The organism is Paenibacillus sp. FSL L8-0641 (assembly GCF_038006265.1).
Taxonomy (GTDB): Bacteria; Bacillota; Bacilli; order Paenibacillales; family Paenibacillaceae; genus Paenibacillus; species Paenibacillus polymyxa_D.
This window is the reverse complement of sequence record NZ_JBBOUW010000001.1, coordinates 2,465,953-2,487,955: the sequence shown is the minus strand read 5'-3', so window position 1 is coordinate 2,487,955 and position 22,003 is coordinate 2,465,953. Positions and strand designations below refer to the sequence as shown.

Below are 22,003 nucleotides of genomic sequence, written 5' to 3'. Positions count from 1 at the left end.
CTACACGCTAGCCCACTAACAACGTATAGACGATACCTGGCCCGTGTACACCGATCGTCAAATCATTTTCAATATCCGACGAGCGGCTTGGTCCAGTAATAAAATGAATGCCTGCAGGCAGTTGCTCACGCCCGACTTCGTCAAAGCGGCTTAGAATCTCGCCCAGTCGTGTTCGCAAGCGCTCTACTGGCAGAAGAATGATCAGTGCGGTTGGCAAAAGGCTGACCGCACGGCCTTTCTCCGGCGAGGATAGCACCGCTACCGAGCCGGTGTAAGCAGCCGCTTCGTCGGCGATGACGATGCCGATATCCGCCTCAGCGGCGCGGGCCTTCCAATCCTCGACTGGATCGGTGTTCCACACCGATAAACGGACTTGCGGCAGTGCCGATTCCAGCTGGAGCGCATCCAGGTCCGGCTCATTCTGCCGGACGATATAGGCCGCTCCCAGCTCTCGCGCTTTGCACGCGATCCAGTCTGCGGTCTGCTCCAAATTCGGCAGACGCACGACATGCCCGCCAACACTTGTAAAGTTAGCAGTGAACTCCTCGATGCGCCGCTCCGCGCTCCAATCGAATTCGTACCAAAATGCAGGTGCCCCGCGAAACGGCTGAACTGGCGGCTCCGTCTGTCGTGGACGCTTGAGCCGCGTCGCGATGCCGTCCATAAAGCGTACCTGCTTGGCACGGGATTCTTCTTCCATTTGATGAAGCCACGCTTCATGGGCCGCTTTTGCTTGCGCAGAAGGATTACTATGCTCACTCATGCTGCGTCCCTCCTTTACTTCTATCTGCCAAAATCTTCTCCATTCGGCTGAGAACATCCGGCTGCATCACGTTGCGTTCCTGCTCCAGCTTATGCTCCAGCGTGTTCCATTGCTGACGGAAGGATTTTTTCGCCAGAGAGGGAGCCACACGATACGTATTCCAGCCTTTTAACGGGCCCAGCTTCAAGGTAATTTCACCTTTACGGACGATCGCTTTCTGGGCGATCTGCCCTAGCCGAATCGCCACTGCGAATCGCTTCGAGTTGGAAACTACGGTCGCAAAACCTTTCATCCCTGCCGTTTCCAGCTTATCTCCTTGTCCCGCCTCCACCTTGCGTCTGCGCAAATATACCAGCATATCATGCAGCGGTATTTTGACCGGACAGGCTTCATAGCACGCACCACACAGACTGGACGCACTCGCAATATCGTTCCACTCTTCGATGTTGCTATGAAGGGCAGGCGTAAGCACCGCACCGATAGGGCCACTATATGTCCCGCCATACGCGTGCCCGCCAATGTGTCGGTACACCGGACAGGCATTCAGGCAAGCACCACAGCGAATGCAATTCAGCAACTCTTGAAACTCGGGATTGCCCAGCTGTAGTGAACGTCCGTTATCTACGATGATGATGTGCATTTCGTCAGGCCCATCGGCATCTTGGCTGCGCCGAGGGCCTGAAATACCAGACATATACATGGTCAGCTTCTGCCCCGTAGCGGATCGTGGCAATAATGTAGCCATCACCTCCAAATCCGTCCAGGATGGAATAATCCGCTCCATGCCCATCAGCGTAATTTGGGTTTTGGGCAGAGTGGATACCATCCGTGCGTTCCCTTCATTTTCAAACAGGACCATGGAGCCTGTCTCGGCGATGGCGAAATTACAGCCCGTCATGCCAATATCCGCTTCTAGAAACTTCTCACGCAGCTTTTTGCGGACAAAGCCCGCCAAAATCGTCGTATCCGCGGACAGTTTCTCACCTGCTTCTTGGGATAACAGTTCGGCAATCTGAAAGCGGTTTTTGTGAATCGCCGGAATGACGATATGAGACGGGGGCTCTCCTGCCAGTTGAATAATATATTCACCGAGGTCACTTTCAATCGTCTCGATATCCGCACCCTCCAGCGCCTGATTCAAATGTAACTCCTCCGACACCATCGACTTGGATTTGACGACGGAACGGGCTTGGCTATGTGCAGCAATATCCAGGGTAATACGTACGGCATCGGCTGCTGTATCGGCAAAATGGATATGCACCCCGTTGGCACGGGCATTTTCTACAAATAGATTTAAGTAATAGTCCAGATGGGCAATGGTATGCAGACGAATTTGACGGCCCCGTTCACGCCATTCTTCCCAATTTCCGTGTTGCTCTGAAGCCACCTGCTTTCCGTTACGCAAACGCTCTGTAGTGAAACGAACTGCATTCCGCAGAAAATCATTATTTAGGGCCAGCTCTGCACGTTTTTTGACCTTTTGGTTCATGGAATGTGAGTGTACGACGGTCATGCGTGCTTCACCCCTTCGTACAGCAGCTCAGCCAGATGCATGGCCCGAACTGGCTCCTCCCGATACCGAAGATTTCCGGCAATGTTCATCAAGCAGGCCATATCTAGTCCGACCAGTACCTCGGCTTCGGTCTCCCTGATATGGTCCACTTTTTCAGTCACCATCGCTCCCGAAATATCTGGCATTTTCACCGCGAAAGTCCCGCCAAAGCCACAGCAGTCCTCAGCAAAGGGAAGTGGTACTAATTGCAGCCCCTTTACACTGCCAAGCATCTTCATCGGTTCCTCCTTCACGCCGAGCAAACGTGTGCCATGGCAAGACGGATGATAGGTTACTGTATGCGGAAAAGACGCGCCCACATCGGTCACGCCAAGCACCTGTACCATAAATTGCGTAAACTCATACGTCTTTTGTTCCAGCCTCCGTGCTGAATCGAGCCATTCGGGCTCATCCTTAAACAACTCCGGGTAATGATGAATCATATATGTACAGGAACCGGAAGGAGATACGACAAAATCGCTGTCGTTAAACGCTTTCAGAATTGTTTTGGCAGCAACCCTCGTTTCATCCCAATAGCCGCTGTTATAGGACGGCTGTCCGCAGCATGTCTGTACCTTCGGAAAATCCAGCTGAACACCATATCTGGAAAGCAAGCGTGCCATCGCTTCCCCCACCTTGGGATAAATCGCATCACTCAGGCAAGTAATAAATAAAGATACCTTCATACGGAACACCCCTTACGTCTATGGAATAGCTATTACTTTATAGAGGATACCAGCGGATCGGTTCATTTGAATCTGGAGAAGCGTCAGCGCTTGCCTAAAAGCTTTCCAAAGGAAAGCTCTCTACGTAAGGCATAAGCTTGCAGTGAGATTCTCACCTAAACGTGTTTTACATCATCAAAGAATCCCACTGCAACAGCGAGCGTAAGAGCAAATGAAACGCGGAGCGACGCCCTCCACCTCGACATTTTTAAATTCACACAACCGTAACTGGAATAGCCAGCTCCGCAAGTTGACTGCGAATCGGATCCGACAACCGCGAATCCGTAATAATCTCGGATACCTGCGACAGGTTCACGACATGCGTAAACGCCTGTTGCCCAAATTTGCTCGCATCGGCCAGTAAAATCACACGGTCTGCGATGCTGACCATTTTCTGCTTCAAACGAGCTTGCAGTTCATTCGATTCACTAATACCGCGATCCAGATGAACCCCCTGGCTGGAGAAAAACAATTTATCCACATAATAGGTTTCCAGGGAACGCTCTGCGAGCGGGCCTACAAATGACAGCGAGCGTTGAAGCAACAGCCCCCCCGTCGAAATGACCTCGATTTTTTCCTTACCCGCCAGCTCTGTAGCTACCCGAATCGAATTCGTTAATATTGTCAAAGGAATATCCGGTAAACTTGAGGCCATATACCAGGCGGTTGTGCTGGCATCCAGCAAAATACGATCATTCGGCTGAATCTGCTTGACTGCTTCTTCGGCAATTCTGCGCTTTTCCTCTGCGTTCATAATTTCCCGTACCGCATAGGGCGTTTCAGGCTGCTCGTTTTTGACACTGACCGCTCCCCCATGCGAACGGCGCAGTCGTCCCGCCTGCTCCAGACGGTCCAGATCACGGCGAATCGTTTCCTCCGTTACTTTGCACAACTCACTCAATTCGGACACTCGTATGCTTCCTTTTTCATTCACGAGCTGCACAATCATCTCATATCTTTCTGCGACCAGCATGGCAATCTCACTCCACATCTTTAATGTACAAAAAGTCCCGCTACCCGCCGGAATTGCCCATAGGCATCCTCCCACGCTTCTGATTCGGCAGGCTCATATTCCTCCACGGAAATAGAATTCGCGATGACCCGGCGGGCTTCCCATATATCGGCGAACTTTCCCTGTGTCATCCATTGTACCGCAAGATTGCCGATTGCGCTCGCTTCTGCAGGTCCCGCCCACACTGGTTTTTGAATCGAATTGGCCGTCCATTGGCACAACAAGCGATTTTGAATCCCTCCTCCGACCATATGTAAACCATTAAACCGTTGTCCTGACACTTGTTCTGTAAGCTCCAAAATGTAACGGTACTTTAACGCCAGACTCTCCAAAATACAACGCGTGATTTCTCCCGGCGTCTCGGGCAATGGCTGTCGGGTATTGCGGCAATATTGGCGAATTCGTGTTTTCATATCCCCGGCGTGCAGAAATAGTTCATCGTCCGGATCAATCAAAGAAGTGAATGCTGGAGCCTGTTCTGCCATATGAACCAGTTCAGGGAAGGAATAGGAGTACCCCTGCCGTTCCCACTCCCTACGCGCCTCCTGTAAAATCCATAAGCCCATGATGTTTTTAAGCAGCCTGTAAGTTCGACTGACCCCACCTTCGTTCGTAAAATTAAAACGAAGCGTATCGTCATTGATTACAGGCTGTGCCGTTTCCGTTCCCATCAGGGACCATGTTCCACAGCTCAAGTACGCAAACGAGCGCTCCAGCGCAGGCACGGCAGCCACAGCAGATCCCGTATCGTGCTCTGCTACTGCAATCACAGGAATCGCTCCAATGCCCAAATCGTTCATAACCGACGAGCGGATCGTTCCTGCAACATTTCCTGGCTCCAGCACCTCACCAAACCAGGAATGAGGAATGTTGATTCCAGACAAAAGCTCATCATCCCATTTTTGCTGCAACGGATTATATAATTGCGTGCTGGTCACATTGGAAAACTCATTGTACATTTCACCTGTCAGAAAATACCGTAGCAGATCTGGAATCATCAAGAAATGCTTTGCCTGCTCCAGCAACGGTGAACTCGCATTTCGCATAGCAGCCAGCTGATAAATGGTATTAAACGTCAAAAACTGAATGCCTGTGCGCTGGAAAATAAACTCTTTTCCCAGCCGTTCCTGTACTTCTTCCATTACCCCATGGGTGTGCCAATCCCGATAATGATAAGGGTTGCCCAGCAATTCTCCAGTTTCTCCGATCAGTCCAAAATCGACCGCCCAGGAGTCAATCGCAAGACTGGATGGATTCACTCCCCTATGCTTGGCTTTGATCATTCCTTGCTGAACCTCGTGATACAGACGCAACAGATCCCAGTGCAGATGTTCCCCAACCTTGACCGGATCATTCGAAAAGCGATGGATTTCCTCCACCACTATACGTGAATCCGTCAATTCTCCGAGTAGAACCCTGCCACTGCTTGCCCCCAAATCATAAGCGAGGATACTCACCAGCTTGCACCACCCTTGCCTCTTTGCAAAATCTGCGTGCCATACTCAGACGCTAAGTAAGCTTTCATCGGGTCTGCTGGTAAGCCTTGCTCTTCACGGATCGCTCTGAGCAATGGTGCCACATCAAACTCAAACGCTTGTCGCACAGCATCCTCCGCACCCAGCACATTCTGGCGGCTCGATGCTTCCTCCACTTCTGCATGATTAATTAGGAGCGCTTTCGCATATTGAGTCTGCACATTCAGCACCGAACGAATCATCGCCGGAATTTTTTGCTCAATATTGTGCGACTGATCGATCAAATAAGCAATTTTGTCCACCGTATGCCGAATATCTTTATCCACATCCTGAGCCGCATTTAAAATTTGATAAAAAATCAAGAACAGTTCATACGGATTCGCGGAGCCCACGATCAGATCATCATCCGCATATTTGTAGCTATTAAAATGAAAACCACCTAATCGCTTCTCATCAATTAGAAACGCCACAATATGCTCCACGTTGGCTCCCGGCAGATGATGCCCAGTATCCACCAGCACCTGTGCCTGCGGCCCCAGCTTGGTTGCGTAATTATACGCCATGCCCCAATCGGCAATATCCGTATGATAAAAGGCTGGCTCGAACGCCTTGTATTCAATCAGCATGCGCATGTCAGATGTGAGCGCCTTATACATTTCACTGAGCGCTTCCAGCATCCAATTTTTCCGTTTGCGAATGTCCCCCTGACCGGGATAATTCGTTCCGTCTGCGAACCATAAGCTAAAGTCGTTCGAGCCCGTTTCCTTCGCAATATCTACGCATTCTAGCAAATGGTTGATGGCCTTGCGGCGGATGGCCGGGTCTACATTGGTGACACTGCCGAGCATGTAGTCCTCGTCTTGAAACAGATTAGGATTCACGGCCCCAATCCGCAGACCGAGGCTTTCCGCATGACTGCGAAGCTTGCCGTAATTGTCTACTTTATCCCATGGAATGTGAATGGCAACGGATGGACATAAGCCTGTCACGGCATGAACCTGCGCCGCATCCTCCAACTTTTCGAACGGATCACGCGGCACGCCCGTTTTCTGAAAGACTTTAAATCGTGTACCTGAGTCGCCATATCCCCAGGATGGTGTTTCTATGCTAAGCGCTTTCAGCCTTGCCTTTACTCGCTCCAGGTCAATGCCTCGTTGTTGCTGTTGTTCCTCGAATAAGGCGTACGCTTTGTCACTCATCATGGTTCCTCCTTGGAAAAATGAAGTGAGTTATGGGAGATCGCTTCGCGTACGGATTGTTCTTCCGATCGCTCCGCTGCTGACCACCCATAAAGTCACTTCTATTTTTAAAGTGTTAGTGTGTGTATAACATGTGGCTTGGATTAGTGAAATAGATTAGTACATTAAATTAGTTCGTTATAATCCTAAGTGTTGAGCCGTTGAAATGAGTCTATCGCTTACCCAGGTTCATTTTAATTCGGCTAGCGTGTAAAGGCAGCGGGGACGCCGCCGTCGATGGTCAGCATACAACCTGTCGTTTTCTCTGCCTTGGATGAGGCGAAAAAGGCAATGCCCTCAGCGATATCCTGCGGGTAAATATTGACCAGCAGCGTCGTCCGTTTGCGGTAATGCTCCTCCAGCTGGTCGGGCTCAATGCCGTAGGCAGTGGCGCGTTCATTACGCCAGTTGGAGTTCCAGATTGCCGAGCCTTGCAGAATGGCATCCGGCAAAATGGTGTTCACACGGATACCATATTCACCACCTTCTGCGGCAATACAACGGGCTAAGTGCGCTTCAAGCGCCTTGACCGAGCTGTAGGCCGTTACATTTTTACCTGCGTAGACCGAGTTTTTGGAGCCGACGAACACCATGCTGCCGCCAAGTGTCTGCTCCTTCATGAGCTTGAACGCTTCTCGTGCAACCAGAAAATAACCCGTTCCCAGCACATTCACATTTAAATTCCATTCCTTTAACGATGTTTCATCGAACGGACTGGATGTAGCAAGGCCTGCATTGTTGACGATGATATCTACACCGCCATAGGTCAATGCCGTTTCTGCATAGGCAGCCTGAATTTGCTCCTCCTGCGTCACATCCATTTTTACGGAAATGGCACAGTTTTCTCCGTAGCTACTATTGATCTCTGCGGCTACCTTTTGCGCGCCTTCCAGATTCAGGTCTGCCAGTACGACATGTGCGCCTTCATCCACCAAACGACGTGCGGTTGCACTGCCAATTCCGCCTGCACCACCTGTAATGAACGCAATTTTACGGGAAAATTCAACTTCTGCTGGCGCGAGTGACAGCTTATAAAGCTCCAGCGGCCAATATTCCACGTTATATGACTCGTTCTCACTGAGTGAAACAAACTCTCCTAACGTCGTTGCCCCTTGCATGACAGCGATAGCCCGATGGTACAGAGCACCGCTTACCTGCGCATTGCTCCAGCTTTTACCTGTGTTGATCATACCAACACCCGGAACCAAAATTACACGTGGCGCAGCCTCAAACATAACATCTCCCTCATGCCGATTGCGCTCGAAATAAGCTTGATACTGCTCCTTATAGGCTGCTATACCCTCGGCAAGCTTAACTTTCAAGCCCTCTACATCCTCCACATCCGGTGTCCAATCTACATAGAGTGGCTTCATCTTGGTATGGACCAGATGATCCGGGCACGCAGCCCCGACCTGGGATAAAGCAGCAGAATCCCGGCCGTTCACAAACTCCAACACATCTTCCGCGTCATCAAAGGTTAAAATCATCTTTTTCTCATCACTGACCGCTCCCCGAATCGACGGCATAACTTGAGATGCAATGCTACGGCGCCCTTCATAAGTAAGCGCTTTATATTTTGTTCCTCCAAACGCCTGCTTTTCCTCTTGACGAGCTTTAATATAGCTTTCTGCTTCTCGGATGATATCGATCGTTTTGGCATAAGCCGCTTCGGATGTGTCTCCCCACGTAACCAGACCATGTTTTTCCATCAATACCAATTCAGCTTGTGGATGATCGAGTACACCTTGGGCAATCATTTTCGACAGCTTAAATCCAGGACGGATATAAGGCACCCATACAAAACGGTCACCGAAAATTTCCTTAGCGATTTCCTTACCGTTGTGCGCACAGCACAAGCTAATAATCGCGTCCGGGTGCGTATGATCGACATGTCTAAAAGGCAGAAAAGCATGTAATAGCGTCTCAATTGAAGCCCGTGGATGCTTGGCATCTATCATACAGTTCGCCAAATATGCGACCATATCCTCGTCAGACATATCTTCTCTTTCAAATAAAGGACGAATATCCTCCATACGAAGTCCTGTGAAGTTATGCGTTTTCATTGTTGCGAGATCGGAACCGCTGCCCTTGACGTACATCACTTCTACTTCACGCCCGCGAAAATCTGGTATCGTCGTTTTGGCCGAAGTATTACCGCCTCCCCAATTGCACACACTCCTCTCTGTACCAATCAGGTTAGAACGGTATACGAGCTGTTCCAGCATGCTTTTCTGCTCAGACGCTTGTGAAGAAATCCACAGACTTTGTACCATAGGAAAAAGACCTCCAAGTTTAGTTTTAGTTTTGAAAGGCTTTATTACAGTGGTTATTCTTTGTTTATGGAGACTATAACACCTTTGTTTTAATTTGAAAATAAGTAATACAAAAATAATCAAAAATAAATTTTAATTTTCATCCATCTGTAATCTGTGTACATTAATCAAAAGCCGCGCCGGGATCAGGTTATGAGAACCTTTTCCGGCACGGCCTTTTGGTAGGTAAATCACTTCATTGCCAAGCATATTACTACAAATCGAATACATCCGTCCAAAGAAAGACTACTCAGGGAATATCAAGTCGTTTTTTAACGACTGCTGGTACCCCTGCAGCCATGGTAAAGCTGGGTATATCATCTTTAACAAAGGCACCTCCACCTATCATAGACCAACAACCAATGTGACATCTCTCCCGTACCGAGACACCGACGCCGATATAGGCCCCCTCATCTATGGTTACGTTACCTGCCAAATTCACACCAGGGGCTATGGTTATATAATCGCCAATAACCGCATCATGACTCACGTTAACACTCCGATTGATAATCACATGCTGTCCGATCTTAATATTGTCCGACAGGACAGCCCCTTCAAAGATCATACTTCCCTCTCCAATGGTGTTTCTTCGAGACAAACGAACACGCGGATGTATTAGCGGGGCTGCGATACGAAATCCCGATTGAATTGTATGATAAGCGAATCGTTTCTTTAATGCTGGGTCACCCACTCCCGCACATATCAGTTCCACCTCATATTTTAACGCTTTAATGTCGGTCAACGTCCCCAGTACAGGAACCCCATTTACGATCTGCCCTTTCGTCTCAGGCCGTTCGTCTAAGAATCCTATCACTCGAACTCCTAACTCTTCACATAACCAGTTAATTTCCCTGGCATGTCCGCCCGATCCCCAAATCACGAGTTTCCTCATCTGGCTGTCTCTCTTCCCAAGCTTCTTAGAACATTTACAATTCTTCGAACGATAATCTCATCCAGTTCCTCCCACAAGGGCAGGCTGACAATATGTTTGGTAATATGCTCGGTAACATGAAGAGTAGACCGGGGATAACTTTGGAACTGCTTCTGCTGATGGCACGCCGGAGAAAAATAGGTTCTGGCTTCTATTGAATTAGAGGCTAATAACTTAACGACCTCTTGATTCGTGTGTGAATCCGGACTAAGAATAGGGATAAATTGATGGACAACCGATCCTTGTGTTTTTTGTACAGACCATCCTCGTTCTAATAAGTCTGCTTGGAGCAGTTCTTGAAGATAATATTCGTAGATCGTCCTTCTATTCTCCCGTACAGTTTTGAAGTGATCGAGAGTAGCTAAAGCGATAGCAGCGGTATACTCGGATATCTTACTGTTAAGACCTTGGGTGACAGACTCCCTGCTGCTGGAGAAACCGAAATTCCCCGCCTGACGAATTCGCTTAATGAGATCCTGGTCCAAACTGTATACCAATCCACCCTCTCCGATACCAAAAGATTTGGTGGCATGAAAGCTGAATACTACGGCCCCTCCAAAGCCTTTACCAAAATGGGTGGCTTCCTCGGGAGATATAGTCCCAAAACTGGCAGCAGCATCAATGACTACCGGAATTCCTTGCTCCTGCAGCTTATTGTATATAGACAAATCAATGGCTGTACCGAAAGTGGCATAAGGAACGATTACCGCAATCTCATCTCCCAGCAGCTTGACTGCCTGCTCTAACTGCTCCCTATTCATTTGCCAATTCTCCGGTTCAATGTCAAGGAAATAGGGTTCTAACCCGCACCACTCAGCAGCAAGTGGGGTGGCAGCAAAAGTAAAACTTGGCATAACTGCATATTTGCCCTGTGGTCGCTTGCTGTGAGCGATAGCCAAAATCAAGCCGATGGTAGCGTTACTAACAGTCACAGCCGAACCGATTCCATTAAACACTTGCGCAATGACCCGCTCTTCAAACAGGTTATTTAAGGGGCCATAATTGGAGTAAATTCGCGTCTCTTCTATTTTCTCAAAATTAGCAATAAATCGTTCCTTTTTTACTAAACTAGGTCGTAAGAAGGGAATTTCAAACATAAGCCAAGCCTCCTTTGCACATGGGATGAGCAAGTTAGGATTCCAATGTTTTTAATATCATTTCAATTCGCTTGATATCTGCAACAAATTGTGGACGGCCTTTTATACGTTCATGATAAGAATGAAGTGCAGTTTTAAACAAATCGTTGGTATCAAGAAATCCATCATCTCTCGAGGCAATCATAATATCTAACCATTCCGTGAACGCATTTTGACCAAGCGTTTGATTATTTTGATTGGGATGTATTCGAAAATAGCTTAGCGCTTCAGGAATATAAACTGCTTTTCCTTTGGATAGTAAGTTCAACCAGGAAGCTAAATCATTAAGAAGAGAATACTGTTTCCCTTTATAAACTCCAAACCGTTCGATAAGATCTGTTTTTTTGAAAAACACTGTTGTAGGTTCACCAATCACATTTAAACAACGAGTTAATGCAACGTTTGCCAACATTCTTCCGTCCATTATCCTTGTTTCTTCGTATAACTTTTCCGTTGCATAGAGCGGTGGGAGAATAGCCCCTAATTCATTCATAGTTTGCCGATACGAGGTAACCAGTGTGATGTTTTCAAAATTTTCAAAAAAATAGAGCATCCTTGCTATTTTTTCTTTATGAAACATATCGTCATCCATCAAGTAATTGATATATTCACCTGATGCCAAATCAAAACATTTATGCCAATTCCCAAGAAAAAGATTTTTATCATTTTTATAATATTTAACTTGGGGAAAAGAATCTAAATAAGAATCAATCATTTCTTGTACTTCATTCGTTGTACTGTCATCACAGATAATAATTTCGATGTTCGGGTAAGTTTGTTCCAATACACTGTCGATGGCGATTTTTAGTGTATGCGGCCGGTTATATGCAGGTATAACTACACTTACTAATGGGCATTCCACACTTACTCCACCTTTCTTTAATGCTTCGGTGTTTACGACGGAGGTTTCAAACGGTTTATTCGCTATGTTCATATGGGCTGGTATTTTTCTCACATCCCCGAACACATACACATACATATATACTACTGGGAAATAAAATGATGCCAGGAAAATGGTTGTTTCAATAAAAACAATAGCTTACGTCTGAACGGCACCTCCCTCTCGTTGATGTTCGAAACTGGTAAAGGGGAATGATCATGTCATTGAATTTCACTCCGCTACTGACAACTCATTTATTTGTATCGAAGAAGGTTTTAAAGGATCATGTAAAAGAATTGATAGATAGATTGGAAGAAAATAACATTACAATAAACTTGTATGAGGCTGATCAGCCACTTATAGACAATAGCCTCCAAAAACCTCGGGTTTACGTCTCGATCGGAGAAGAGTGGGGAGAATTTTCAGCACTAAAAGCATTGCCTGGTCACGAAAAAAAACGCTGGTTACACTTCCAATCACCTGACGAAATTCAACCTATGCATTTATTTTTCTGCTGGCTTAAGGCAACAGATCCTCTTCCGGAGAATAGAACGATTCCTCCTACACATTTTTCTTCAAACACACCTTTAATATCCGTCTTTACTGCCAGCTACAGATCAAAGAAAAAAATTCAACGACCTTATCAATCTTTATTGAAGCAGACCTACAAGAACTGGGAATGGGTAATCGTGGATGATTCCGGTGATGAAGATGAAACGTACAAGGAGTATTTACTCCCTTTAGAGGATCACCGTGTGCGGAGATATCGCCAGGATTCCCGCAATGGTTATATAGGGGCTATCAAAAGGTTTGCAGCAGGTCTATGTACAGGGGAAATTTTGGTAGAAGTCGATCATGATGATGAGCTAACTCCTGACTGCCTGGAGAAAATCGTCAAAGCATTTCAACAAAACCCTGACTGTGGCTTTGTTTATGGGGATTGTGCTGAAGTGTATGCAGGGAGCAATCATGCACATTGGTATGGCTGGGATTGTGGCTTTGGCTACAGTGTTCATTATCGAGTCTGGCTGCATGAAATGAACAGATGGCAAAATGTACAAAAACATACGACCATTAATGGCAAAACCATTCGACATTTGGTCGGTTTACCCAATCATCCCCGTGCGTGGACAAGGGACTGTTATCATCTGATCGGGGGACATCGCAATGAACTACTGGTTGCAGATGATTACGATATGCTGGTCCGGACGTTTCTTTGCACTAAATTTGCAAACATCCCCGATTTGATATATATCCAATATCGTAACGAACATGGGAATAACACTACATTCCTAAGAAATAAGCAGATTCAGGTTCTTGTAGGGGAACTAAATAGATGCTATTTTCAAAGGATACAAATGAGACTGAAAGAACTCGATTTACCACAGCAATTGCCTTATCGTCGTATATGGGAGACTTCTACGGATGATCCTGCCCGGAAATCTGCTCACGTTATTCAAGAAGATACTTCTAAATTCTCGATATTGTTCCCTATCCCCCATTCCTGTCCTGAAATAGAGCACACCCAATTAATTAAAACGCTCCAAAAGGGCATTGAAAACAACTTTAGGGAGATCGAAATTGTGGTTGTAGGTCGAATTCCATCAGAAATCGAAACCTATGCCTCCAAAACTCCCAGGGGAGCCATACGATGGTGGCCTATGGAGCCAAATGATTCATTAGAAACTTGTATTCAATATGGAAAATTTATTGCGTCCTGCAAAGAGAAAGTGGTTGTGTTGCCGTAAATTACAACAAGGCTGATTAGAATATTAGCCAACAATTATTTTCCAATACCTTTGTCGAAGTCTCTCTGAATCATTTCCATGAGACTTCGACAAAGGTTTTTTTTGTTACAGCAGGACTGCAAACATGAACTTAAGACAAAAAAAGAACCCAAAAGTTATAAATAACTTTTGAGTCCTCTAAATATACCTTGACCTTAAGCTGGTCCTTGGTCACCTTGCGGTCCTTGAACACCCTGAGGGCCTTGGTCGCCTTGCACGCCTTGAACTCCTTGAGGTCCTTGGTCGCCTTGAACGCCCTGAACACCCTGAGGTCCTTGGTCGCCTTGCACGCCTTGAACTCCTTGAGGTCCTTGGTCTCCTTGTGGTCCTTGAACTCCTTGAGGTCCTTGGTCGCCTTGCACGCCTTGAACACCCTGAGGTCCTTGATCGCCTTGGGCTCCTTGAACACCCTGAGGTCCTTGGTCACCTTGGACGCCTTGAACACCTTGAGGTCCTTGGTCGCCTTGCACGCCTTGAACGCCTTGAGGTCCTTGGTCACCTTGGGCTCCCTGAACACCCTGAGGTCCTTGGTCACCTTGAACTCCCTGAGGTCCTTGGTCGCCTTGAACTCCCTGAGGTCCTTGGTCGCCCTGAACACCCTGAGGTCCTTGGTCGCCCTGAACACCCTGAGGTCCTTGGTCGCCTTGAACTCCTTGAACTCCTTGAGGTCCTTGGTCGCCTTGCACGCCTTGAACTCCTTGAGGTCCTTGATCGCCTTGGACTCCTTGAGGTCCTTGGTCACCTTGTGGTCCTTGAACTCCTTGAGGTCCTTGGTCGCCTTGTACGCCCTGAACACCCTGAGGTCCTTGGTCACCTTGAACGCCCTGAACACCCTGAGGTCCTTGGTCGCCTTGGACTCCTTGAACACCCTGAGGTCCTTGGTCGCCTTGGACTCCTTGAGGTCCTTGATCACCTTGGGCTCCTTGAACTCCTTGAGGTCCTTGATCGCCTTGGGCTCCTTGAACTCCTTGAGGTCCTTGGTCGCCTTGGGCTCCTTGAACACCCTGAGGTCCTTGGTCGCCTTGGGCTCCCTGAACACCCTGAGGTCCTTGGTCGCCTTGGGCTCCCTGAACACCCTGAGGTCCTTGGACGCCTTGATCGGTTCCTAAAAGTTCATCAGATACTAACCGATGCGCAGGTACTAATTGCCCCAATGCATCTTTACCCCAAACAGAAATTTGAGTTTCATTCACTGCTGGTCCGCTTGTGGTAAACACGAATTCAAATGCGTCTAAATTTGCAAAGAAATTCCTAGTTATAACCGCATTTGGTCCCACTACAACTAGTTGTTGTACATATACTGTTCTACTGCCGTTTAAAACAAAACCCTCGATCAAAACAGTAGAAGAATTTACAGAATCTCGGTTATCTATTTTTACTGTGACCAGTTGGGTGGGTCTGACTCCTAGAACAGGATCGTTTGCAATGGGTCCAGTAGATAATACTGCCATTTAGATATTCCCTCCTTTCTAGTAAAAGCAAGCTTTTCTTGTAAACAATGAGGTCTATCTCAAGATCATGTTCCCTCTATTTTATTTCTAAAACATGTGATATGATTGTGGCTTTACCTCTATACATTTGTTGAGTTTTAAGACTCTAACTGCTCATCCGCAACAATACGCTGAGCACCAATGATTGTACCACTCCCGTTTTTTCCCCAAACAGAAATATCAGTACTTTCTTCTGCCAAACCGCTTGTGGTAAAAACGAATTCATATGCGTCGAAGTTCGCTAGATAATTTCTCGTAACAACTGCATTGGGGGCTAAAGCTATTTGTTCTAGTACATGTAATGTTCGTAAACCATTTAAAATGAATCCCTGAATTAATATTGTTGAAGAATTGACTAAGTCACGGTTTACCATTTTAACAGTGACCTGTTGGATCGGCCTGACCCCACCAACAGGACTGTTCTCAATAGGACCAGTTGTTAATATTGCCATTAAGTTAACGCCTCCTTTACTGGTTATTAACAATAACTCCATGCAATCAAGTAAAATACTAGGACGAAAATAGAAAAGGAACCTGGAGTTCCCATGTATTATATTAATAATTTGTTAGATATGATTGTTTGTTTACCCATTAAAAAATAAGATATTATTTATTCTGTCATTCGGTCCGATCGAGCCTCAATCTACTCGTTGTTCTCAAGTTTTGGAAATCTCCTAATTCTCTCTCAAGGAAAGGAAATGAAAGATTTGCCCCTTCCTATATCATTCCAAACCATAAAAAAAGCACCCTAAGAGAAAGGGGTGCCCTCATCCTTGTTACAAATACCACTTGCGTCATGCTACAACACTCTTACAGATTTGTTTTTTAAATCCTCAAATCGTTCCTGCTTTTGTTTCTCATTCCATAAATAATGAAACCCCCATCGATTTGCGGTATCCCCTTCTCGCAGCTCTTGCTTCAAAGCTGAAAACCGTGAGTTAATATAGTCAAAACCCAAATATTTATAAATTAGTTAAATATGTTAGCAAGCTTTGATTTCACTATTTGACTAGCATTAAATTTACTTTTTATCTTATTAGAACCATTTTTTCCAACAATCAACGCTTCTTCAAAGTGATCCTGGATCCAAAACAACCTCTCAGAAATTGCGTACCCGTTAGGTTCAACTTCAAAATAATCCTTTCCTTCCTCAAGAATAAATCTATCATTTCGGGGGTTTGTCGTAACAAGTACACATCCTGTCGATATCGCATCAACGGCAGCCGTAGTTGGAAAACCATCTAAAGCAAATCGATCCGGAACACTGCAATTTAGAAATATATGAGTTCTTTCGTACACTGACTTTAACTCTTCAGGGGAAAGTAGGCCATAGAATGTATAATTCTTATTTTTCAATAGAAGTAATTGATCTTCCCAATCACCAATTAGATTAAGATGAAAATCATCCGTAAGTCGATTAAATGCATCTGCCATAATGGGGAAACCTTTTCTAATGGCATTAAAAGCACAGAATGTTAACTGTATAGGCATTTCAACTTTCTTCTGTTTGAATGTATATAAGTCGGTATTAATCACAACGGGATAATAAATACTTCCAACAATCGATTCCATAACTTCATTGATGTTTGTAAATACGGTCGAACAATGCTGTCCTGCAATGGAAAGAAACTCTTTTTTTGTCCATGGATCCAGTCCGCCACCAGGGTACAAGGTAGCATGAAGATTAATATTTCGGTCATCTAAGAATGGCTTAATATTTAGATTAGGATTTGCTCCTGGCAAATAACTTCCATCCGGAAGAAAGCCATGCCCAAGCAAACTAAGTGTTAAATTTAAGAAAACACAATATACATCTGTAACCCCCTCAGACACTGCAACTTTCATAAAATCAGAAAAAGGATAAACTTTAGAAGGAAAATAATCATCATTAGGTTCAGTTGCAAAGAACAAAGTATCAGGCCTTTGCTCGAATATATTAAAGTTCTCCCAATATCGAAAACCACTTAGCTTCCATGGAAACTTCGTATCAATTACTGCAAGACGCCGGTTAGTATGCGATTGAATTTGCTGACTAAATATTTCCATACTTTCACCCTTTCTTAAGTTGCTGCTCCCTAAAGCTGTACACCACAGGCGTTTCCCGTATACATATGTGGCTACAATGGCCGATGTTCTAGTACAGGATAGCTGAATCATTCCTACGGTTAGAAAAGCTTCTTAAATTTGTAAGGCTTCCGCTGGTTCGCAAGCAGGTGATCCTGTGGCAGGAACGGCGGGTTCGTCAGGCTGGGAGTGTTTGGACTTCCGGCCGCCACTCTCACCATTCATATTCATCATATAATTCTTTAGCTCAATTCATCCCACCAAACTTTTGAACAATAATTTTTTGTGATGAACAACGGCTGCGAATACACGAATTCCAAGCACCGTCATATCCGCTGATTAGGTTGAGGTTTGATCGGACCGATTGACTGAATAAATGTCTAAATTTTGTGGGTAAACAAACAATCATATCTAACAAATTATTAACTCAACTTTGCACCTAGAAAATCAGCCTACCCCCTTGAGTGAGTTAGGAAAAATCGAATAAATTTTTCCGTATTGACAAAAAACACCTTACTTGTTTGGTATCATGGAAGTGTCAAATCAACCATGCCAACAAGAAAGGTGCGTAACTTTATGTTACAACAACATTCCATGTCTGAATAGACTCGCTTTTCCAACATTTTCGCAACCCTCCAAATGGAGAAATTCTTACAAATTGTGGGGATTTCTAAGTCTTTTAGCTTACCTAGTCCCGCAGTTTTCCAAATCGTCTTCTCACTGGTTTTTGAAGGGTGGCTTTATAACATCCCTGCAGGTAAAGCAGTATGCCTCCCATCAGAATGGAGCGGACACGTTCTGAGAGTTGTACGATCCCCATAACAAAGCCTTTTCACCCTACGGCAGCTATCTAATCAACAGCTACTGTCACGCGTAGAGCTGGACCCCAACCTATTTGATTCGTAAATATAAGCTTTAAAATATAATAAGGCCATGCCAGATCAGGTTATGAGAACCTTTTTCAGCACGGCCTTATGGTTTGACCAACTAATCGTCTGTTCGCATTACTTTGGCTAGCAGCTCATACGAGCGCAGGCGCGCTTGATGGTCATATACCTGAGAGGTTGTAATCAGCTCATTGGCTCTAGTCTGGTCTATAATCCAATCTATCTTTTGCTTGACGGTGTCAGGACTGCCAATGGCTGAATACCCCAGCATATTACCACGAACCGCCTCCTTTTCCTGCTCACTCCAGAGTTTCTCCATGTCATCAACTGGTGGCTTCAGTCCTCCGCTGTGCCCGCGCAGCACATTTAGAAACTGTTGTTCTTGTGATGTAAAGAGCCTTTTCGCTTCCTCATCAGAATCTGCAACAAGCACATTAACACCGACCATCACATAGGGCTTATCCAGTGCTTTAGATGGTCGAAAATTGCGATGATACAACTCTAAAGCCTGTAGCAAATGAGCCGGGGCAAAGTGGCTGGCGAACGCGAACGGCAACCCAAGCTGACCTGCCAGCTGTGCGCTGAATCCGCTTGATCCCAGTAACCAGATGGGAATGTCCAGCCCTTCTCCAGGAACCGCTCTTACTCCCGGAACTGCTCCGCTTAGCGCTGGATTCAGGTAAGAACGCAGCTCATTCAATTGCTCGGGGAAATCTTCCCCAGTACTATGAAGCCCTCGCCGCAGTGCCCTCATCGCGGGCTGATCCGTGCCTGGAGCACGGCCAAGTCCCAGATCAATTCGTCCCGGATAGAGCGACTCTAATGTTCCAAACTGCTCCGCAATCATGAGTGGAGCATGGTTCGCCAGCATAATACCGCCTGAACCGACCCGAATCTTGTTTGTATGTGCAGCTACATGCCCGATGATCACGGACGTAGCTGCACTAGCAACTGCCTGCATGTTATGATGCTCCGTTAGCCAGTACCGATGGTACCCCCATTGTTCTGCATGCTGGGCAAGATCCACCGTGTCGCGGAAGGAATCGGCAGGAGTGCCGCCTTCAATGACAGGTGCAAGATCTAATATAGATAGTGCAACGTTCCGCGTAGTCATTATATATAAACCCCCTGTCAAAATATTATTATACGTATTTCCCTCAACGCCTTAATTATTTGACCTATCAATTGATACGTCAATTATAATAATGTGTCCCGTTATGAATTGCAAATGATTTAAATTTTTAGTTTTTATCAAAAATCAGTTTACTTTTATGATAAGCTCATCTATTATGCAAATATGTGGATAATGGTTATCCACATTAGCCTGGTTATAAATATTGAGGTGATTGCTAGTGCATATGAAAACAGGTGTCGAACAATCTGTCTACGCTCTTCTTCTACTCACGATGCTGCCGGACAAAGCTGTTTTACCTGGGGAGGCCATTAGCCAGCAGTTAGGTGCTTCACCTACTTATTTTCATAAACTGTTACGAAAATTGGTTAGCTCCGATTTGATTACTTCTGTACCTGGTGTCAAGGGCGGGTTCAAATTAAAGAAAAAACCTGAGGATATACGGGTATTTGATATTTACCTGGCGATTGAGGGACAACAAACCCTTTATTCTTCCAGTGGTATATACAACGAAATGCTTGAATTAAAGAAAGACGATCAGTGTTGTTTACTGACAAATTTGATGGAAGAAGCGGAAGCCTCCTGGAAGGCCGTTCTGAAAAGGGAAACCATCGCGTCACTATCCGCTGACTTTTTTAAAGAAGGATATGATGCCAAAATTACTTCTTTGGAAAACTGGATTCAGGAAAAAATGGTCTTGTAAAGAACACTAATTATCAGAGAGGAACATGAACATGAACGATTACTTAGTAAAAGCTCTTGCCTACAATAATCAGGTACGGGCTTATGCCGTGAGAACAACGGAAACGGTAAGTGAAGCCCAACGGCGTCATTATACCTGGCCCACAGCATCGGCTGCATTGGGACGTTCTATGACGGTCGGCGTCATGCTGGGAGCCATGCTTAAAGATGAGGATAAACTGACGATCAGAATCAACGGTGGCGGACCTATCGGCACTATTCTTGTCGATACCAACTCCAAAGGTGAAGTTAGGGGTTATGTAAAAAATCCACAAACCCATTTCGAGCTTAATCAGATAGGGAAATTAGATGTCGCCAGAGCTGTAGGAACAGATGGAGCGCTCATTGTATCCAAAGATATCGGCTTAAAACACCCGTTTGTTGGACAAGTCCCTCTCATATCGGGTGAGTTGGGCGAGGATTTCACATCTTATCTCGTCCAATCCGAACAAATCCCTTCTTCTGTAGGAGCGGGAGTTATTGTTAACCCGGATAACTCTATTCAGGCGGCTGGAGGTTTCATTATTCAGCTGATGCCAGATACGCAGGAGGAAGTTATCAGTTTTATCGAGAGACGCATTGAGAGCATTCCAAGCATCTCCGCAATGGTCATGGAAGGTCTTACGCCGGAGCAGATTCTGGGTCAGATTTTGGGAGAAAGCAACCTGAACATACTGGAAACCATGCCTGTACAATTTCATTGTCCCTGCTCAGAAGAGCGTGTTACCAATGCCATTATCAGCTTAGGGAATAAGGAAATAGAAGATATGATCCATACCGATGGACAAGCTGAAGCTCATTGCCACTTTTGTAATGCACACTACCATCTCACCAAAGAAGATCTCGAAGGGATGCTGGAAACAAACATTATTTAATATGGGCTGTTCCCAAAAAGTAGGTCTAGCTACTGGGGAACAGCTTTTTCTTTCCCAATGCTTCCGACGATTTCTTTGTCCTAAATACGGTAGACTTGTTCATGATGTAAGTGATAATGTTATATTATTCCAATCACCTGAGATGAGGTGCGCTATGTTTGAAAATGATACGCATGAAATTCTGGCTTATTATGATGGCGGTGCAGAAATAGGCAGGTTAGAGCGAGGCATAGGAAAAATAGAACTGGAAAGATCAAAAGAAATCATTTCACGTTATCTCAGCGAGTCTACTCATGTTATTTACGATATCGGCGGCGGTGTAGGGGTCTATTCTTCGTGGCTGGCGGAGCTGGGATACGAAGTTCATCTATTTGATCTATCTTCCCAAGCCATTGAACTCGCTCGTCAGCAGCAACTGAATAACCCCATCATCAGTAAGCTGGAAACCGCAGATGCCAGAAATCTTGATCGTAAAGATGAAAGCGCGGACATCGTGCTATTGATGGGACCTTTATATCATTTAACGGAACAGAAGGAACGAGTAAAAGCACTACAAGAAGCGGCGCGTGTCTTAAAGAAGGGCGGAACGCTGATTACTTCAGCTATTTCCAGGTTTGGCTCGCTACTGTGGGGACTATCGGTGTACGACGAGCGCAATACCATTGTGGAGGAAGATGAGTTCATGAATATGGTTAGACAGGAGCTGACAGATGGTCAGCATGTACGACCGGCGGCCTATCCCTCCTTTATCACACGGTCCTACTTTCATACACCGGATGCCTTGCGTGCAGACTGGCAGACGGCTGGATTGCAGGAGCCTCGTGTTTTGGGTGTGGAAGGCCCCGTCTGGATTGCACCCGGATTTGAAGAAAAATGGGTGATTCCCTTCCATCGCAGTCGTTTGCTGGATATAGCACGGCAGGTTGAAGAGCAGGAATCCGTGATCGGTATGAGCCCGCATATGCTTGCAGTCGGTATCAAGCCTTGAAGCTCATCAACTCTA

General features: G+C 45.9%; 18 protein-coding genes. 4 read left to right on the top strand and 14 right to left on the bottom strand.

The annotated features are described in order from the left end of the window. Nucleotides 1-7: 7 nt before the first annotated feature. From MKY16_RS11380 to MKY16_RS11335, 10 genes are all read right to left on the bottom strand, one after another. On the bottom strand, nt 8-763 hold the full coding sequence (locus MKY16_RS11380; protein ID WP_029518446.1) for a LutC/YkgG family protein: 756 nt from the start codon (nt 761-763) through the stop codon (nt 8-10). Further along, on the bottom strand, nt 756-2,276 hold the full coding sequence (locus MKY16_RS11375; RefSeq protein ID WP_165150819.1) for a LutB/LldF family L-lactate oxidation iron-sulfur protein: 1,521 nt from the start codon (nt 2,274-2,276) through the stop codon (nt 756-758). The genes MKY16_RS11380 and MKY16_RS11375 overlap by 8 nt, the downstream gene beginning before the upstream one ends. Beyond that, the gene (locus tag MKY16_RS11370) at nt 2,273-3,001 is read right to left on the bottom strand and encodes a (Fe-S)-binding protein (RefSeq protein WP_340955358.1); all 729 of its coding nucleotides are present in this window, start codon (nt 2,999-3,001) and stop codon (nt 2,273-2,275) included. Before MKY16_RS11370 ends, MKY16_RS11375 begins: the two co-directional genes overlap by 4 nt. A gap of 253 nt (nt 3,002-3,254) precedes the next feature. Next, the gene (locus MKY16_RS11365; RefSeq protein ID WP_340955356.1) at nt 3,255-4,013 is read right to left on the bottom strand and encodes a DeoR/GlpR family DNA-binding transcription regulator; all 759 of its coding nucleotides are present in this window, start codon (nt 4,011-4,013) and stop codon (nt 3,255-3,257) included. Between the two features lie 20 nt (nt 4,014-4,033). Beyond that, nucleotides 4,034-5,509: a rhamnulokinase gene (gene rhaB, locus MKY16_RS11360; protein WP_340955354.1), complete on the bottom strand. Its 1,476-nt coding sequence runs from the start codon at nt 5,507-5,509 to the stop codon at nt 4,034-4,036. Continuing rightward, the gene (rhaI, locus tag MKY16_RS11355; RefSeq protein ID WP_209950361.1) at nt 5,506-6,726 is read right to left on the bottom strand and encodes an L-rhamnose isomerase; all 1,221 of its coding nucleotides are present in this window, start codon (nt 6,724-6,726) and stop codon (nt 5,506-5,508) included. Before rhaI ends, rhaB begins: the two co-directional genes overlap by 4 nt. A gap of 242 nt (nt 6,727-6,968) precedes the next feature. Next, on the bottom strand, nt 6,969-9,038 hold the full coding sequence (locus MKY16_RS11350; RefSeq protein WP_340955351.1) for a bifunctional aldolase/short-chain dehydrogenase: 2,070 nt from the start codon (nt 9,036-9,038) through the stop codon (nt 6,969-6,971). 289 nt (nt 9,039-9,327) lie between these two features. Next, entirely contained in the window at nt 9,328-9,969 is a 642-nt protein-coding gene (locus MKY16_RS11345) for an acetyltransferase (protein ID WP_039275128.1), read from the bottom strand. Then, nucleotides 9,966-11,105, bottom strand: coding sequence for a DegT/DnrJ/EryC1/StrS family aminotransferase (locus MKY16_RS11340; RefSeq protein ID WP_340932086.1), 1,140 nt, complete (start codon nt 11,103-11,105; stop codon nt 9,966-9,968). The genes MKY16_RS11345 and MKY16_RS11340 overlap by 4 nt, the downstream gene beginning before the upstream one ends. Before the next feature lie 34 nt (nt 11,106-11,139). Then, complete coding sequence (locus MKY16_RS11335) at nt 11,140-12,006, bottom strand: glycosyltransferase family 2 protein (protein WP_029518455.1); 867 nt, start codon at nt 12,004-12,006, stop codon at nt 11,140-11,142. Nucleotides 12,007-12,242: 236 nt separating this feature from the next. On the opposite strand from MKY16_RS11335, the gene MKY16_RS11330 reads away from it, so the two are divergent. Then, nucleotides 12,243-13,772 carry a glycosyltransferase gene (locus MKY16_RS11330; RefSeq protein WP_340955349.1) on the top strand — a complete coding sequence of 510 codons (1,530 nt, stop codon included), beginning with the start codon at nt 12,243-12,245 and terminating at the stop codon, nt 13,770-13,772. A gap of 130 nt (nt 13,773-13,902) precedes the next feature. Here the strand turns inward: MKY16_RS11330 and MKY16_RS11325 are convergent, their stop codons facing one another. From MKY16_RS11325 to MKY16_RS11310, 4 genes are all read right to left on the bottom strand, one after another. Next, complete coding sequence (locus MKY16_RS11325; protein ID WP_340955348.1) at nt 13,903-14,886, bottom strand: hypothetical protein; 984 nt, start codon at nt 14,884-14,886, stop codon at nt 13,903-13,905. Between the two features lie 513 nt (nt 14,887-15,399). Further along, nucleotides 15,400-15,753 (bottom strand): hypothetical protein, encoded by a 354-nt coding sequence (locus MKY16_RS11320; RefSeq protein WP_029519178.1) that lies wholly within the window; start codon nt 15,751-15,753, stop codon nt 15,400-15,402. A 517-nt stretch (nt 15,754-16,270) separates the two neighbouring features. After that, nucleotides 16,271-17,347: a glycosyltransferase gene (locus MKY16_RS11315; RefSeq protein WP_340955347.1), complete on the bottom strand. Its 1,077-nt coding sequence runs from the start codon at nt 17,345-17,347 to the stop codon at nt 16,271-16,273. A 1,005-nt stretch (nt 17,348-18,352) separates the two neighbouring features. Further along, nucleotides 18,353-19,366: an LLM class flavin-dependent oxidoreductase gene (locus tag MKY16_RS11310; RefSeq protein ID WP_029519174.1), complete on the bottom strand. Its 1,014-nt coding sequence runs from the start codon at nt 19,364-19,366 to the stop codon at nt 18,353-18,355. A 244-nt stretch (nt 19,367-19,610) separates the two neighbouring features. On the opposite strand from MKY16_RS11310, the gene MKY16_RS11305 reads away from it, so the two are divergent. The 3 genes from MKY16_RS11305 to MKY16_RS11295 all read left to right on the top strand — a co-directional run bounded on the left by MKY16_RS11305 (nt 19,611) and on the right by MKY16_RS11295 (nt 21,988). Continuing rightward, the gene (locus MKY16_RS11305) at nt 19,611-20,087 is read left to right on the top strand and encodes an Rrf2 family transcriptional regulator (RefSeq protein ID WP_080658677.1); all 477 of its coding nucleotides are present in this window, start codon (nt 19,611-19,613) and stop codon (nt 20,085-20,087) included. 31 nt (nt 20,088-20,118) lie between these two features. Further along, nucleotides 20,119-21,000, top strand: a complete 882-nt coding sequence (hslO, locus tag MKY16_RS11300) for an Hsp33 family molecular chaperone HslO (RefSeq protein ID WP_039275256.1) — start codon at nt 20,119-20,121, stop codon at nt 20,998-21,000. A 154-nt stretch (nt 21,001-21,154) separates the two neighbouring features. Beyond that, nucleotides 21,155-21,988: a class I SAM-dependent methyltransferase gene (locus MKY16_RS11295; RefSeq protein WP_340955345.1), complete on the top strand. Its 834-nt coding sequence runs from the start codon at nt 21,155-21,157 to the stop codon at nt 21,986-21,988. Nucleotides 21,989-22,003: the final 15 nt, after the last annotated feature.